Source organism: Acinetobacter sp. CIP 101934 (assembly GCF_000369585.1).
GTDB lineage: Bacteria > Pseudomonadota > Gammaproteobacteria > Pseudomonadales > Moraxellaceae > Acinetobacter > Acinetobacter schindleri.
The window spans coordinates 1,277,195-1,293,452 of the sequence record NZ_KB850094.1; the positions used below are offsets into that span (position 1 = coordinate 1,277,195).

The 16,258-nt window shown below is 43.2% G+C and carries 10 protein-coding genes and 1 pseudogene; 10 read left to right on the forward strand and 1 reads right to left on the reverse strand.

Going from position 1 to position 16,258, the window contains the following annotated elements; all coding sequences use genetic code 11:
* Nucleotides 1-142 precede the first annotated feature (142 nt).
* The 3 genes from crp (at nt 143) to clpB (ending at nt 4,908) form a co-directional block, all read left to right on the forward strand.
* Nucleotides 143-847: a cAMP-activated global transcriptional regulator CRP gene (crp, locus tag F899_RS06440; protein ID WP_004812290.1), complete on the forward strand. Its 705-nt coding sequence runs from the start codon at nt 143-145 to the stop codon at nt 845-847.
* A gap of 181 nt (nt 848-1,028) precedes the next feature.
* Entirely contained in the window at nt 1,029-2,078 is a 1,050-nt protein-coding gene (locus F899_RS06445) for an NADP(H)-dependent aldo-keto reductase (protein WP_005221580.1), read from the forward strand.
* Between the two features lie 250 nt (nt 2,079-2,328).
* A complete protein-coding gene (gene clpB, locus F899_RS06450; RefSeq protein WP_004894136.1) occupies nt 2,329-4,908 on the forward strand; it encodes an ATP-dependent chaperone ClpB in 2,580 nt (859 codons plus the stop codon).
* 150 nt (nt 4,909-5,058) lie between these two features.
* Here clpB and rlmKL read toward each other — a convergent pair whose 3' ends face one another.
* The gene (rlmKL, locus tag F899_RS06455) at nt 5,059-7,263 is read right to left on the reverse strand and encodes a bifunctional 23S rRNA (guanine(2069)-N(7))-methyltransferase RlmK/23S rRNA (guanine(2445)-N(2))-methyltransferase RlmL (RefSeq protein ID WP_004894138.1); all 2,205 of its coding nucleotides are present in this window, start codon (nt 7,261-7,263) and stop codon (nt 5,059-5,061) included.
* 248 nt (nt 7,264-7,511) lie between these two features.
* On the opposite strand from rlmKL, the gene F899_RS06460 reads away from it, so the two are divergent.
* The 7 genes and pseudogenes from F899_RS06460 (at nt 7,512) to F899_RS06490 (ending at nt 16,130) form a co-directional block, all read left to right on the forward strand.
* Complete coding sequence (locus F899_RS06460) at nt 7,512-7,838, forward strand: hypothetical protein (protein ID WP_005221583.1); 327 nt, start codon at nt 7,512-7,514, stop codon at nt 7,836-7,838.
* A 222-nt stretch (nt 7,839-8,060) separates the two neighbouring features.
* Entirely contained in the window at nt 8,061-9,077 is a 1,017-nt protein-coding gene (locus F899_RS06465) for an aspartate carbamoyltransferase catalytic subunit (RefSeq protein ID WP_004812299.1), read from the forward strand.
* Between the two features lie 10 nt (nt 9,078-9,087).
* Nucleotides 9,088-10,326 (forward strand): dihydroorotase, encoded by a 1,239-nt coding sequence (locus tag F899_RS06470; RefSeq protein ID WP_005221584.1) that lies wholly within the window; start codon nt 9,088-9,090, stop codon nt 10,324-10,326.
* Between the two features lie 184 nt (nt 10,327-10,510).
* Entirely contained in the window at nt 10,511-12,004 is a 1,494-nt protein-coding gene (locus F899_RS06475; RefSeq protein WP_005221586.1) for an OmpA family protein, read from the forward strand.
* Nucleotides 12,005-12,130: 126 nt separating this feature from the next.
* Nucleotides 12,131-12,910 (forward strand): Rossmann-like and DUF2520 domain-containing protein, encoded by a 780-nt coding sequence (locus F899_RS06480; RefSeq protein ID WP_005221588.1) that lies wholly within the window; start codon nt 12,131-12,133, stop codon nt 12,908-12,910.
* A gap of 137 nt (nt 12,911-13,047) precedes the next feature.
* Nucleotides 13,048-14,660, forward strand: a pseudogene (locus F899_RS06485) (GMC family oxidoreductase).
* 42 nt (nt 14,661-14,702) lie between these two features.
* Nucleotides 14,703-16,130 carry a coniferyl aldehyde dehydrogenase gene (locus F899_RS06490; RefSeq protein WP_005221608.1) on the forward strand — a complete coding sequence of 476 codons (1,428 nt, stop codon included), beginning with the start codon at nt 14,703-14,705 and terminating at the stop codon, nt 16,128-16,130.
* The last annotated feature ends 128 nt before the right edge of the window (nt 16,131-16,258 follow it).

The following is a 16,258-nucleotide window of genomic DNA, read 5'->3' on the forward strand; positions in this document are numbered from 1 at the left end:
CTACCTAAAAAAAGCTATAAATTTACGAAGTAACTGTACACTAACATAAATTGGGTTGATAAGGAATTTCATTCCCACTGTGTGACAAGTTCACATTAGGTCTTGTGCGATCTAAAAATTATCCTTATTTGGAACTGCTAGCATGACTTCAAACTTTTCACAATTAAGCACAGATGCACTTTCTCCGGGGCAATTGCCAGAATCCGTGAAGGCATTATTAAAACGTGCATATATCAACCGTTACCCAAAACGTACAACGATCGTTGATGCAGGAACAGAATCTAAATCTTTATATTTGATTCTGAAGGGGTCTGTATCGATCATTCTTCGTGAAGATGATGAGCGTGAAATTGTCGTGGCGTATTTGAACGCGGGTGACTTTTTTGGGGAAATGGGCTTATTCGAAGCAAATCCACAACGTACTGCAGAAGTGCGTACGCGTGACGTTTGTGAAATTGCAGAGATTAGCTACGAAAACTTCCATGAACTGAGCAAACAATATCCTGACTTGAGTTATGCGGTATTTGCGCAATTGGTTCGCCGTCTGAAGAATACGACACGTAAAGTAACTGACCTGGCATTTATTGATGTTTCTGGTCGTATCGCACGTTGTCTGATCGATCTTTCAGCTCAGCCTGAAGCGATGATCTTGCCAAATGGCCGTCAGATCCGTATTACCCGTCAGGAAATTGGCCGTATTGTAGGTTGTTCCCGTGAAATGGTCGGTCGCGTACTGAAAACTCTTGAAGAGCAAGGCATGATCGAAACAGATGGTAAAGCAATTCTGATCTTTGATGCCTCACTTGAACAGAACGAAGTACCGACTGAAGATGATTCAGAAGAATAAGCTGCAATTTTGAGAAAAGGGCAAACCTTCGGGTTTGCTTTTTTTATAGCTGCGGAAAATCCAACATCACAAATAAGAACAAACTTCTTAGAAAAGATGATTTCAGCCCGTCGCTTTCCTTCTATACTCTAGGTGTACTTTATTATGATAAGTCAAACCTAGAATAGACAGGGAATTATTCATGCAATTCAAACCACTTGCAGATACCGGCATTTTACTTCCAGAAATCTGTTTAGGTACCATGACCTTTGGTGAACAAAATACCCAGGAAGAAGCTTTTGAGCAGCTCGATTATGTACTGGATCAAGGACTGTATTTCTGGGATACCGCAGAAATGTACCCGGTACCGCCAAAACCGGAAACCCAAGGTGCGACAGAACGCATTATCGGGAACTGGATTGCATCACGTGGCGGTCGTGACAAACTGTTTTTAGCATCCAAAATCGCTGGTCCATCACAAGGTGGTAGTCATATCCGTGATGGACAGACCCGTTTTGGGGCAGATGAAATTTCAGCGGCCATAGACCAGTCATTGTCACGTCTGCAAACCGATTATATCGACTTATACCAGTTGCACTGGCCGCAACGCCCAACGAATTTCTTTGGTAAACTCGGTTATGGCAATGCTGAAGCGGCTGAAGACCGCGCAGTGACGGATCTCGAAGAAACCCTGACTGCCTTGCAATATGAAATTAAAAATGGCCGTATCCGTTATATCGGTCTGTCGAATGAGACCCCATGGGGGACGATGAAGTTCCTGCATCTGGCCGAGAAACTGGGATTATCAAAATTTGTCAGCGTACAGAATCCATATAACCTGCTGAATCGTACTTATGAAATCGGTATGTCAGAAATTGCCAAATACGAAGGTGTTGGCTTGCTAGCATATTCACCACTGGCATTTGGATATCTGACGGGTAAATTCCGCAATGGCGCACGTCCAGCCAAGGCTCGTGTCACCTTATTCTCGCGTTTTAGCCGTTATAGCAATCCGGAAAGTGAATGGGCAGTGGAGCAATATGCACAACTGGCAGAGCAGCATGGTCTGACCCTGACTCAATTGGCATTGGCATTTATTAAGCAACAGTTCTTTGTAACCAGCACGATTATTGGTGCAACTAATCTGGATCAGCTAAAAGAAAATATTCAGGCTTTTGAAGTGGATCTGCCTGAGGAAATACTGAAAGGCATTGAAGCGATTCATCGTCAGCAGCCGAATCCGGCACCATAATTTTTATAATTTTATTCCAGAAAAGCCTTTATTGATAAAGGCTTTTTTATTTCACATGATTAAGTTTGTGGCTGAATAAAAATTCTTCTTTGTTCACTTGAAATATGATTTGACTATACCAATATTATTATTAAAGACTGCCTGATATTTATTTTAAGTTTTTGAAAAATATATATAAATTTATTTGAAATTTATGTGCGTGCTCCCATATATGAATTAAGTTAAAAATTTGTTGTGAGGAATAACAATAATGCGCTTTGAAAAATTTACAAATCGCCTGCAGCAAACCCTTTCAGATGCACAATCCTTGGCAATGGGTAAGGACCATGCTTCTATCGACGGTATTCACATTCTGGCAACTTTGTTAGATGAATCATCCAATATCAGTCTGCTGCAACAGGCAGGTGCGAACTTACGTGATTTGCAGACTAAACTGCAAACTGCGCTGAGTAATGCACCGACTTTAAGCCAGTCCACCGGTGATATTAACCTCAGCCCTGAAGCAGCGAAAGTTCTGCATCTGGCAGACAGTTTTGCCCAAAAAGCAGGGGATGAATTCCTTTCTACTGACTGGGTATTGTTAGCATTAGCGGAAACAGGCAAAACCAAATCACTTTTAAGTGAAGTAGGTGTTAAAGCCGAGACCTTAAAACAAGTTATTCATCAAATTCGAGGCAATGAAAAAGTCATGAGCAATAATCATGAAGATCAGCGTGACTCTTTAAATAAATACACCATTGACCTGACTGAACGCGCATTACAAGGCAAGCTAGATCCAGTGATTGGTCGTGATGATGAAATTCGCCGTACCATTCAGGTCTTGTCACGCCGTACTAAAAATAACCCGGTTCTGATCGGTGAACCTGGTGTCGGTAAAACTGCAATTGTAGAAGGTCTGGCACAGCGTATCGTGAATGGTGAAGTTCCAGAAGGTCTGAAAGGTAAACGCGTTCTATCACTGGATTTAGGTTCATTGCTGGCTGGTGCCAAATATCGTGGTGAATTTGAAGAACGTTTAAAAGCTGTTCTGAAAGACCTGGCCAAACATGAAGGTGAAATTATTCTGTTCATCGACGAGCTGCATACCCTGGTGGGCGCAGGTAAAGGCGATGGTGCCATGGATGCCGGTAACATGCTGAAACCAGCATTGGCACGTGGTGAACTGCGTTGTGTGGGCGCAACGACCCTAGATGAATACCGCCAGTACATCGAAAAAGATGCAGCCTTGGAGCGTCGTTTCCAGAAAGTATTGGTGGATGAACCAAGTGTAGAAGATACCATTGCAATTTTACGTGGTCTGAAAGACCGTTATGCGACTCACCATGGTGTACAGATTCTAGATTCTGCGATTATCGCTGCGGCTAAAATGTCACACCGTTACATCACTGACCGTCAGTTGCCAGACAAAGCGATTGACCTGATTGATGAAGCAGCATCTCGTATCAAAATGGAGCTGGACTCTAAGCCAGAAGCTTTGGATAAACTTGAACGCCGTTTAATTCAGCTGAAAATGCAACTGGAAGCGGTGAAAAAAGATGAGGATTCGGGTGCCAAGTCTGAAGTGAAATATCTAGAAGATCAGATTGCTACTGTTGAGAAAGAGTATAGCGAGCTGGAAGAAATCTGGCGTGCAGACAAAGCGCTGGTTGCGGGCAATAAAGACATTCAGGTGAAGCTGGATCAAGCCCGTATTGCGCTAGAGAAAGCGCAGCGTGAGGGTGATCTGGCAGAAGCGGCACGTTATCAGTATGGCGTAATTCCTGAGTTACAGAAGCAACTGGAACGTATTGAAGCAGCTGAAGAAAGTGAAGCACCAAAATTATTGCGTGACAAAGTCACTGACAATGAGATTGCTGAAGTGGTCAGTGCTGCAACTGGTATTCCAGTGGCAAAAATGTTGCAAGGTGAGCGTGACAAACTGCTACATATGGAAGAATTCCTGCATAAACGTGTCGTCGGTCAGGAAGAAGCTGTCGTGGCAGTGTCGAATGCAGTCCGTCGTTCTCGTGCCGGATTGTCTGATCCAAACCGTCCAAGTGGTTCATTCCTGTTCTTGGGTCCAACCGGGGTGGGTAAGACTGAGTTGACCAAAGCTTTGGCGAACTTCCTGTTTGACAGTGATGATGCAATGATCCGTATCGATATGTCGGAATTTATGGAAAAACATTCTGTCAGCCGTCTGGTTGGTGCGCCTCCGGGCTATGTCGGTTATGAAGAAGGGGGTGTGCTAACTGAAGCGGTACGTCGTAAACCCTATAGCGTGGTGCTGTTTGATGAGGTTGAGAAAGCGCATCCGGATGTATTTAATATCTTATTACAGGTATTGGATGATGGCCGCTTAACGGATTCACAAGGTCGTGTGGTGGACTTCAAAAATACCGTGATCGTGATGACTTCTAACCTGGGTTCAAGTGATGTGCGTGAACTGGGTGGTGGTGCGACCCGAGATGAGGTACGTAGTGTGGTGATGAATGCAGTGTCGGAACACTTCCGTCCTGAGTTCATTAATCGTATCGATGAGATTGTGGTGTTCCATTCACTGGAAAAAGCCCAGATTCGTGGTATTGCTGATATCCAGTTGAACCGTTTACGTCAACGTCTGGCAGAGCGCGACTTGCGCTTATCCGTGGAAGACAGTGCTTTTGACCAGTTGATCGATGTAGGCTTTGATCCTCTATATGGTGCGCGTCCATTGAAACGTGCGATTCAGCAACGTATAGAAAATGGCCTGGCGCAAAACATTCTTGAAGGAAAATTCAATCCGGGCGATACCATTGTGGTCAGCGCTGAAAATGGTGAACTGGTCTTTGAGAAAATGAAGCTCAACTAATCCAAACTGATCGGAAAAGAAAAACCCAGCCTAGGCTGGGTTTTTCTTTATGGCATTTACTTCTTTCATCGCACCACTTTTCATTTCTCCCTCTGCGAGAAAAAGAAAGAGGGTGTAAATCCTGATGAAAGAAATTAATTCACTATTAAATTACATTTTTGGATGAGTGATTTTCCATGCACGGTGAATCTTCTGATTACGCTTGAAATCAGGACCGATGGTTTCATGGGTGATTTCTTCCACATCAAAGAATGCCAAGATTTCTGCATCCATTTCAAAGCCACGATAATTATTTGAGAAGTAGAGTGTACCTTCAGTGGTTAAACGGTTCATGGCACGTTTAATCAAAGATAAGTGGTCACGTTGTACGTCAAAAGTACCGTAGAATTTCTTCGAGTTTGAGAATGTCGGTGGATCGATAAAGATCAGTTCATACTGCTCATGACCTTCTTTCAGCCATTCGAAACAGTCAGATGCAAAGAACTGATGTTGCTCATCAGCATGATCTACAGTCAGGCCGTTCAAGACGAAGTTTTCTTTTGACCAGTTCAAATAGGTATTCGACAAATCCACACTCGTCGTACTTGCTGCACCACCCAGTGCTGCATGTAAACTTGCCGTAGAGGTATAGCTATACAGATTCAGGAAATGCTTACCTTTGGCCTCTTTAGCAATACGTAAACGCATTTGACGGTGATCGAGGAACAGACCGGTATCCAGATAATCGGTCAGGTTGACCAGAATCTTGGCTTGACCTTCCTGCACGATAAAACGTTTAGACGCCGTGCTTTGTTTGGTGTACTGGTTTTTGCCTTCCTGACGAGCACGGGTCTTGATAAAGATCGCATCACGACCTAAACCTGTCACAGCACGAATCGCCTGCAAAGCCAGGTTAAAACGTTTTTTAGCTTTTTCAGGATCAATTTTTTTCGGTGGGGCATATTCCTGAACGTGCAGACGCTCACCATACAGGTCTACTGCGATATTAAAATCAGGTAAGTCTGCATCATACAAACGTAGACAGTGAATATTTTCTTTCACCGCCCATTTTTTCAGAGTTTGCATATTCTTGGTCAGACGGTTGGCAAATTCCATAGCACCTTCGATTGGCTCGAATTGCTGTGGTTGCCAGCTTTCCAGGAATGGACGTACCACTGCAGCCGGTTTAACTGTACCGAAACGGATATAGATCGGTAATTTACCGTTCATCAGGCGTAGAATTTGCGGATCATTGAACGCCAAGACATCCGCCTGTTCAACTTGTGACGCAATCACTGCTGCTTTTTGATTGGGGAAATTCTTTTGCAGCAGATTAGACAAACCTAAGTACAACGCACGGTTAGAAGCCTTGTCACCTAAACGCTCACCATAAGGCGGGTTGGTCACGAAGAATACTTTCTTGCCTTCGGCCTGGAAATCAGGCCAGTCATTTAAGGTACGTTCTTCGATCATAATCTGGTCAAGCGCTGATTCAAAACCTGCCGCAATGATATTTTGCTTGGTGGCTTTTACCGCTTCCCAGTCAGCATCGAAGGCATAAAATTTTGGTAATGGATTTTCCAGCGCAGCTTTATGACGTTCAGCAGCTTCGGCTTTAATACCCATCCACAGTTCATGATCATGACCATTCCAGCCGTTAAAGCCGAAACGACGTACCAGGCCTGGTGCACGATCAGTCAGAATCATTAAAGATTCAATAATAAAGGTACCTGAACCACACATAGGATCAACCACGATATCCGGGTTGATGTCTTTCAGGCCACCTTTTTGCAGGATCGCTGCTGCCAGGTTTTCTTTGATTGGTGCTTCAGTCATAAAGCGACGATAGCCACGTTTATGCAGCGAATCACCAGAAAGGTCCAGACAGTAGGTATGGGCTTTTTTACCAGCCAGAATATACATAGTGATTTCTGGCTGTTTGGTATCGATACTTGGACGTTTACCCACGGCTTCCATAAAGGAATCCACGACACCATCTTTAGCACGCAAAGTGGCAAATTGGGTATTGACCTTGATATCACGTTCGACATGCAGACGAATTGCGAAGGTACTTTGTGGTGCAAAAATTAGTGACCAGTCAAAGCTGATTGCACCTTCATAAAGCTCTTCAGCCACATCACGCGCATCATGGGAGAATTCAATTTCATGTGTGTGGATTGGCATCAGGACACGTGAAGCCAGACGCGACCACATACAGATGCGGTACGCATTTTCCAGTGTACCTTTAAAGGTCAGACGACCCGGGAAACGTTCAATATCCTGAACACCTAAACCTTTGATTTCTTCTTCTAATAAGGTTTCCAGACCATCGGCACAGGTGACCCAATAATTGCTTAAACGTGAAGAGGTATTCATAAAATAGAGAGACCGGAAAAGAATAAATAAAAACTGCGCTCAGTTTACCGTATTTTGCCTTTTAAAGCTTTTGAAATTGTTTCGATTGGCTTTGAAATTTCACCTGAACAAGCCCGCTACAATGAAATAAATATTAAATACATGATAAGTGAATCAAATTGGTATGGAAATTGCTCCTTATACAAAATGAGACTGTAGCCACTGGGGAGGGGCTACAGTCTCATTTTTTAAATAATTGGGGATTTAAAATGGTAAATGGGGATAGCTTTTCAATTGCAACTTTAATTTATGCGCGTTTAAGACGTATTTCCGGTCGTGTGATTGATGCAATCTACCTGTCAGAAAATAAAGACTATGCAAAGCATGTGATTGAGCTGGCTATAGCAACTCAGGATGAAGAATTATCGCGACTGGTAGAAAAATTAAGACAGGTTTTCGATCTATCTATGGATCAGGATGAATCTCTAACAGATACAACTCAGCATGTTCAGGATGACTTGATTGTTGTGGAACCGACACAAGAAGATATTCATCGCGCCCAGGTTGCCCATCGTTATATTGGCGCATTGCGCTAAGCTGGTTATGAGTGCAGATGCGCCAGACTGATGCACTCATTTTTTGCATGCAAAAACAGCAATCTGAGAAAAAGGTTAAATTATCTTATTGAAAAAATACATAGGAATTTCAAAATCAATTTTTATTATCAAGTCGGTTTTTGTACAAGTAGCCGATTTCCCAAGTGCGAACAGAAGTGAATCTCTGTATAATACGTTGACTTAACGTATAAGGAATCTCTCATGCACTTGGCTGCATTGCATACACCGAGCCAGATTCAACTCAATAAAGAAGGCAATCTAAAACACTTCTTGACTATCGAAGGTCTTTCTAAAGAAACTCTTACAAAAATACTGGACACTGCGGCGTCCTTTTTTAATGACCAAAATCAGCTCATTACCAATAATTTGCTCGAAGGGCGAACGGTAATGAACCTCTTCTTCGAAAACTCTACCCGTACTCGTACCACTTTTGAAGCAGCTGCAAAGCGCCTTTCTGCTAACGTTCTCAATATCGATATCGCACGCTCAAGTACCTCTAAAGGTGAAACGCTGCGTGATACCTTGTGGAACCTTGAAGCAATGGCAGCGGACATTTTCGTGGTACGTCATTCATCTTCTGGTGCAGCGCATTTTATTGCCAAAGATGTCTGCCCAAATCTGGCCATCATTAATGCGGGGGATGGCCGTCATGCCCATCCAACCCAAGCCATGTTAGATATGCTCACGATTCGCCGTGAGACTAAAAAGAATTTTGAAGATATTTCAATTGCGATTATCGGTGACATCAAGCACTCACGTGTAGCGCGTTCGGATGTCGCAGCCTTACAAACCTTAGGCTGTAAAGATATTCGTGTGATTGCGCCGAATACTTTACTTCCTTATGGCTTCGATGATTACGGTCCAGAAGTTCGTCTGTTCAATAATATGGAAGACGGCATCAAAGACTGCGATGTGATCATTACCTTACGTATTCAGAACGAGCGGATTGATTCACCGGCGCTATCTTCACAGGCTGAATTCTACAAAATGTACGGTCTAAACAAAGAACGTCTGGCCATGGCAAAACCAGATTGCATCGTCATGCACCCGGGTCCAATGAACCGTGGTGTGGAAATTGATTCCAGTATTGCAGATGGTCCACAGTCAGTGATTCTGAATCAGGTGACCAATGGGATTGCAGTACGTATGGCGGTGTTGGCACTTTCAATGCAGGGCCAGCTCCAGGAACAAGGTTTGATTGAAGCGATTGCGGTATAAGGAATAAGTCATGTCTATTGTTAAAATTGAGAATGTTCGAGTTCTAGACCCAATCGAAAAAACTGACAGTGTACAAACAGTTTATCTGGAAAATGGTAAGCGTATTGCTGAAATTGCAAATGTGTCAGAAACGATTAATGGTCAAGGTAAATGGCTGATACCTACTATGGTCGACCTGTGTGCACGTTTACGTGAGCCAGGTCAGCAACAGCATGGTACCTTGAAGTCTGAAGGCAAAGCAGCACGTGAAAACGGTATTCTGCATGTGTTTACGCCACCAGATTCAAAACCAATCGTGCAGGACAATGGTGCCTTGATTCATGGGCTGGTTGAAAAAGCCATGCTGGATGGCGGTATCTATCTGGAAGTGATTGGTGCGCAGACACAAGGTTTAAATGGACAACAGCCGGCAAATATGGCGGGTCTGAAAAAAGGTGGTTGTAGTGCTGTATCCAATGCCAGCGCGCCGTTTGCCAATGATGATGTAGTCCTGCGTACCCTAGAATATGCAGCAGGTCTTAACCTGACTGTAGTGTTCTATGCCGAAGAACCGCAAATTGCCAAAGATGGCTGTGTGCATGAGGGTTTTATTGCATCACGTCAAGGTTTACCAATGATTCCGGCACTGGCAGAGACTGTCGCGATTGCTAAATATCTGCTGATGATTGAAGCGACTAAAGTGCATGCACACTTTGGTTTGTTATCTTGTGGTGCTTCGGTTGAGCTGATCCGCATTGCCAAAGAAAAAGGTCTCCCAGTAACATGTGATGTGGCGATGCATCAGTTACATTTAACTGATGCACTGATTGACGGCTTTAACTCACTGGCTCATGTTCGTCCGCCATTACGTTCTGAATCAGATAAAGAGTTACTGCGTCAAGGCGTGAAGTCTGGAGTGATTGATGCGATCTGTACCCATCACGAACCACTCAGCAGCTCTGCAAAGATGGCGCCGTTTGCAGAAACTCAGCCTGGCTTTACTGCATTTGATACCTTCCTTCCATTTGGTTTGCAACTGATCAAAGAAGGTCTGTTTAGTCCATTGGAATGGGTAGAGAAAGTGACGATTGCACCTGCCAAGGTCGCTAAAATGCAAGAGCGCTGGATGAATGAGGCAGGTTGGGTGCTGCTTGATCCTGAAATAGAATGGACTTTGACGAAAGAGAGCATTGTGTCACAAGGTAAAAATACACCATTGATCAATCAAAAGGTTAAAGGAAAAGTTTTACAAAGCTTTGTGCCAGCATAAATCAGTTCCTGATTGTTTTTATTAAAGTCAGCTTCGGCTGACTTTTTTTATTTTGGTAAACATATCATTAACTAGCACTATTGAAATGTTATGATTTTCATACAACTATTTACATTTTCTAAAAAGATCGGGTCTTAAACTGAATAAATATTAATCATTAAAAAATCAAAAGAATGGTGACTTTATGAATGACGACCTGATTCAACGATTAAAATATCATGTTACTCCGAGGGTGCTGCAAGGCGAAACAGAATATGTTGCTGCCAAAGAGCAGGCGCTGGCGCAATTTTATCCTATTTTCCTGAGTATATTGCGTGTGCATCCGGAACAGGCAGAAACTCTCAGTCAGCAATTAAATCCAAAGATCAGTGAATTGTTCACAGAAAAACCTGAAATCAAACAACGTCTGCTCGAGCATCTGGCCAGCCTGTCCGATAGCGTGCCACAAGAGCAGCTTGAACAGACCTTAAACCGTTCGATTAAACCAACTATTGAGTATCTAAAAACAGAAGCTGATGCATCTAATCCTGATGCAATTAATTATGTAATTGAAACCAATAATGATTCAATTCAAAAAGCGTTGCCGACCTGGGCATCACAGCTGTTACTTGCTATAGGGGCATCGCCACTGGTTGGCCATCATCCAACACCTGTACCGGGGATTGACCCTGAACCTGTTGAACCGGCGATTCAAAAAGAAAGAAGATCACGTTTTTTAATTCCGATCATTGCCTTTATTATCGTGGCTGCTTTAATTATGTTCTTCTTCCGAGGCTGTACACGTGATGATGATCCAGATGATATCCGGGATATGCAAAATGCATCTAAAGCAGTCGCAACTGAAACTGCATTTCTAAAATTAAGTACTGGAAGTGAGGGGCAGATTACTAGCTGTCAGGTACAGATTAATGATCCTCAATATATGGAAATTCTACAAAACGAGATCAAACAGATTTTTAATTATAATATCGGTTGCGGTTCAGAAAATAATGATAATTACCATTCTGAATTCACCGATCAGGATACGATTCCATCTGTATTAAAAGCAATGCAGGGTGTGCCAAATGTCAGTTTGCATTGGGAAGGAAAACAGGTTTCTGTACAAGCCGGGAATTCAGCCGATGCTGAACGTATCGCAGGTGAAATTCGCCAGCTGGCAAAAAATATGACGGTCATTACTCAAAAACCTATTAGTACTGCAAAGGCGATTAATACGCCGAGCAATGAAGCTGAAAAAGTCTTGGCAAGTATGCCTATAGAACAAATCCAAGCCTTAGATGTTGCGACAGCTTTAAATCTGCAAGCAATTAACTTTGCTCCAGGTTCAACTGAAATCCCGACCATCAATCAGTCGATTCTGGATCAGACAGCAGCTTTAATGAAACGTGCGCCACAAGTTCATTTACGAGTGATTGGTCACACAGATGCTCAAGGCGATGAAGAACTAAATAAACAACTTTCTTTACAGCGTGCTCAGGCGATTGTGAACTATCTGGTAAAACAGGGGGTCGATCCTGCCCAGTTGAATGCGATAGGCATGGGGCCAGCTCAACCCAATGCATCAAATGCTAAAGATGTAGACCGTTATAAAAACCGTCGTATTGCCTTTGAAGTCATGAATACCAACACTGGGACTGTACGTGCGGTCGATGACCAAGGTGTAAAACAGAAGGTGTAAATTTAAGACTAAAGAACGGTTTATTTAAATAGCCTATTTAACTAGATTGATCAAAATGAAAAGGACGAATTGCTTCGTCCTTTTTTTATTGGCATGCTGTGCGCAATTGTTCAGGAATATGAGTAAATGCGGATTACTATCATTGGGGCAGGGCGAGTGGCTTATCATCTTACCCGTGTATTGTCAGTACAGCATGAGATTGTGCAGATTTATAGCCGGACCTTGGAAAAGGCCCAGCAACTGGCAGATCAATTCCAGGCACAGGCAATTGAAAAGCCTGAGCAGCTGGATAATCGTGTGGATCTGGTCATTATTGCGGTTAGTGACCAGTCAATTACCATGGTTATTGAACAGATTCATCCATATTTACCGAATAACCTGATCGTACATACTTCCGGCAGTACTCATTTAGATGTGCTGAAACAAATCCATGTACGTGCTGGTGTATTCTATCCATTACAAACCTTTAGTCTGGAACGTGAGATTAACTGGGAAAATACACCTTTATTTATCGAAGCACATGATCGCGAAGACCAAAATATCCTTCAAAATTTAGCAAATAGCCTAAGCGGTAGAGTTTATTCGTATAGTTCAGCGCAACGCCTAAGTCTGCATTTAGCTGCAGTCTTTGCATGTAATTTTAGTAACTACTGTTACGACATGGCCAAACAGGTAGTCGATGCACAGCAAGTGGATTTTGGTCTGCTTTATCCATTAATTCTGGAAACAGCAAATAAAGCGACACAGAATGATCCACGCCAGATGCAGACAGGTCCTGCTATGCGGAGAGATCAAAATATTCTGAATATGCATCAATCCATGCTGGAACAGTCACAACGTAGTGATCTGGCAGAAGTATATGCCTTGATGAGTCAGCAGATCCTGCAACGCCATCAAGCTTCCTAAACCTAAAAAACATATAGGTAACTGAATTGCATGCAGATTTCTCGATCAAGCATCGAGTTTAATTCTGAATATCAATTGTTCTATTTTCAGAAAATATCTTAAGTTGAGAAGATAATAATGAAAATGGAACAATAACAATGCAACAGGACTTTGACTACATCATTATTGGGGGAGGGAGCGCGGGATGCGTACTGGCCAGCCGTCTCAGTGAAGATCCCACTATTTCTGTCTGTCTTTTGGAAGCAGGTGGGCATGGCAATGCCTGGACAGTAAATATTCCGGCAGCCTGTGTCATGAGTTTACCAACCAAAATTAACAACTGGGCTTTTGAAACCGTTCCACAAAAAGGATTGAATGGACGTAAAGGTTATCAGCCACGTGGTAAATGTCTGGGGGGGCCTCAGCAATTAATGCCATGATTTATATCCGTGGCAATCGTGCCGATTATGATGATTGGGCAGCACAAGGCTGTACTGGCTGGTCTTATGATGAAGTACTGCCATATTTTATCCGATCTGAGAATAACCATCGCATTCAGAATGAATATCATGGTAATGCAGGCCCTTTACATGTATCCGATGTGCAAACAGACAGTATTTTCCATGAGCGATATTTACAGGCAGCACGTGAGCAGGGCTATCCAGTGCTGGATGATTTTAATGGTGCAGAGCAGGAAGGCTTAGGGGTTTATCAGGTGACTCATGATAATGGTGAGCGTTGTAGCGCAGCTCGAGCTTATCTGTTTCCACATTTTAATCGTCCGAATTTGACCATATGGACTAAAGCCACCACGCATAAAATTATAATCGAACAAAAAGCGGCAGTTGGGGTGCAGGTGCAGCATGCGGGTCAATTAAAAACGTTACGAGCGCGACAGGAAGTCTTGCTCTCGGCCGGTGCCATGCAATCTCCACACCTATTGATGCTATCCGGAATTGGTGATGCTGAAGAACTGAAACAACACGGTATCGAGCTCAAGCACCACTTGCCAGGGGTTGGAAAGAATTTTCATGATCACCCCGATTTTATTTTCGGCTATAGCGTCAAGGAATTTGCCGGAACTTTTGGAATATCCATGTCAGGTTCACTGGATATGTTTAAGCAGATTGGGCGATATCGCAGTGAACGCCGTGGCATGATTGCATCCAATTTTGCTGAATGTGGGGGATTCATTAAAAGTTCACCTGAACTTAAAATTCCCAATCTGCAACTGCATTTTGTGGTGGCATTAGTGGATGATCATGCACGTAAATTCCGCAGAAGCCACGGCATTTCCTGTCATGTCTGTTTATTAAATCCACGCAGCCGTGGTTCAATTAAACTGAGCGGGCCAAACATTCATGATCCGCTATTGATTGATCCAAATTTCTTGAACGATGAACGCGATTTGGATGATCTGGTCCAAGGCTTTAAACTGACACAAAAATTGATGCAGTCACCATCGCTTTCCAGTCTGTATAAGCAGGATTTATTTACTGCGCATGTAAAAAATGATGAGGATATTCGGGAAATCCTGCGCAATCGGGTAGATACGGTGTATCACCCAGTTGGTAGTTGCAAGATGGGCGTTGATGATATGTCTGTAGTCGATCCTGAATTATGTGTTTATGGCATTCAAAATCTGCGGGTGATTGATGCTTCAGTCATGCCATCGGTCGTGAATGGCAATACCAATGCACCAACAATTATGATTGCAGAAAAAGCTGTGGATCTGATCCGGGCAAGACAACAAACATCGAAAGTTGCTTAAAAATATGAGAATTTCTTTTTACAGAATAAATAGGAACCGTATATGACCTCATGGGAACAAGGTGCAAATCTGGATAGTGCCAAATACATGCAGGATATTTTCCAGCAGCAGCGCCAGGCATGTTTGCAAGCAGCATATCCAGACTATGAGCAGCGTCAACAGCAACTCAAAACACTATACCAAATGGTGGTGGAGCATCAGCATGAGATCGCTGCCGCCATTAGTCGGGATTTCTCGAACCGGAGTCTTGACGAAACCAAGCTGTTTGAAGTGCTGACCAGTTTGAATGGACTGAAACACAGCTTGAAACATCTGAAAAAATGGATGAAGCCGAGTAAACGTCAGGTTGGTATTCTGTTTCAGCCAGCCACGGGTTATGTGATGTATCAGCCAGTAGGCGTGGTTGGTATCGTGGTGCCGTGGAATTATCCGCTTTTCCTCGCCATTGGTCCTTTGGGCCAGGCCTTGGCTGCGGGTAATCGGGTCATGCTAAAAATGAGTGAACATACCCCGGAATTTTCCAGTCTGTTTCAACAGCTGATTGCCCGTTATTTCACAGCTGACCAGATTGCTGTAGTTACGGGGGATGCACAAGTCGCGCAGCAATTTACTACTTTGCCATTTGATCATTTGCTCTTTACTGGCGCGACTTCAATTGCACGTCATGTGATGCATGCGGCGGCGGAGAATCTGACCCCAGTCACACTGGAGCTTGGTGGTAAGTCGCCTGTTATCGTTGCGAAGGATGCAGATTTACAGGAAAGCGCACGCCGTCTAGCTTTTGGTAAAACCATGAATGCCGGGCAGACCTGTGTAGCACCAGATTATGCATTTGTGCATCAGTCACAAATCCAAGCTTTTATTGAAGTTTACTTCGATGCTATTCGACAGTTCTATCCAAATAGTATTTTAAGCAATCCGGATTATACAACCATCATTAATGATCGGCAGCTTGCTCGATTACAGCGATATATTGAGGATGCTCAGGCCAAAGGTGCACAGTTGCATCAGATTGAACAGGGAGTAGATGGGCGCCGTTTGCCGCACCTGGTCTTGACCAATGTCCGTGACGATATGCTGATCATGCAGAATGAAATCTTTGGTCCACTTCTGCCCGTCATTGGCTATGAGCAGATGGATGAAGTAATTAACTACATCAACCAGCATGACCGGCCATTGGCACTATATTATTTTGGCTATAACAAAGCTGAGCAACAAAAAGTATTACATGCGACACATAGCGGTGGAGTTTGTCTCAATGAAACCTTGATGACGGCAGGTATGGAGGATATGCCCTTTGGTGGGATTGGCCCATCTGGAATGGGACATTATCATGGACATGAAGGCTTTAAGACCTTTAGTCATGCCAAGTCGGTATTTAGCCGTCCAAAATTCAGTTTGATGAAGCTGATTTATCCACCGTATGGCAGTTCGATTTTAAAATTGATTTATCGTATCTTCTTGCGTTAAAGTGAGTAATGCCTAGGAAAAATTGCCTGGCATAAAGATGATCAATCTATTTTTCTTTCTAAAATTGATTTCAGATATTCTGATCGCGATCATTCATTAATTCGAAGATAAATTCTTTTCATAAAAAA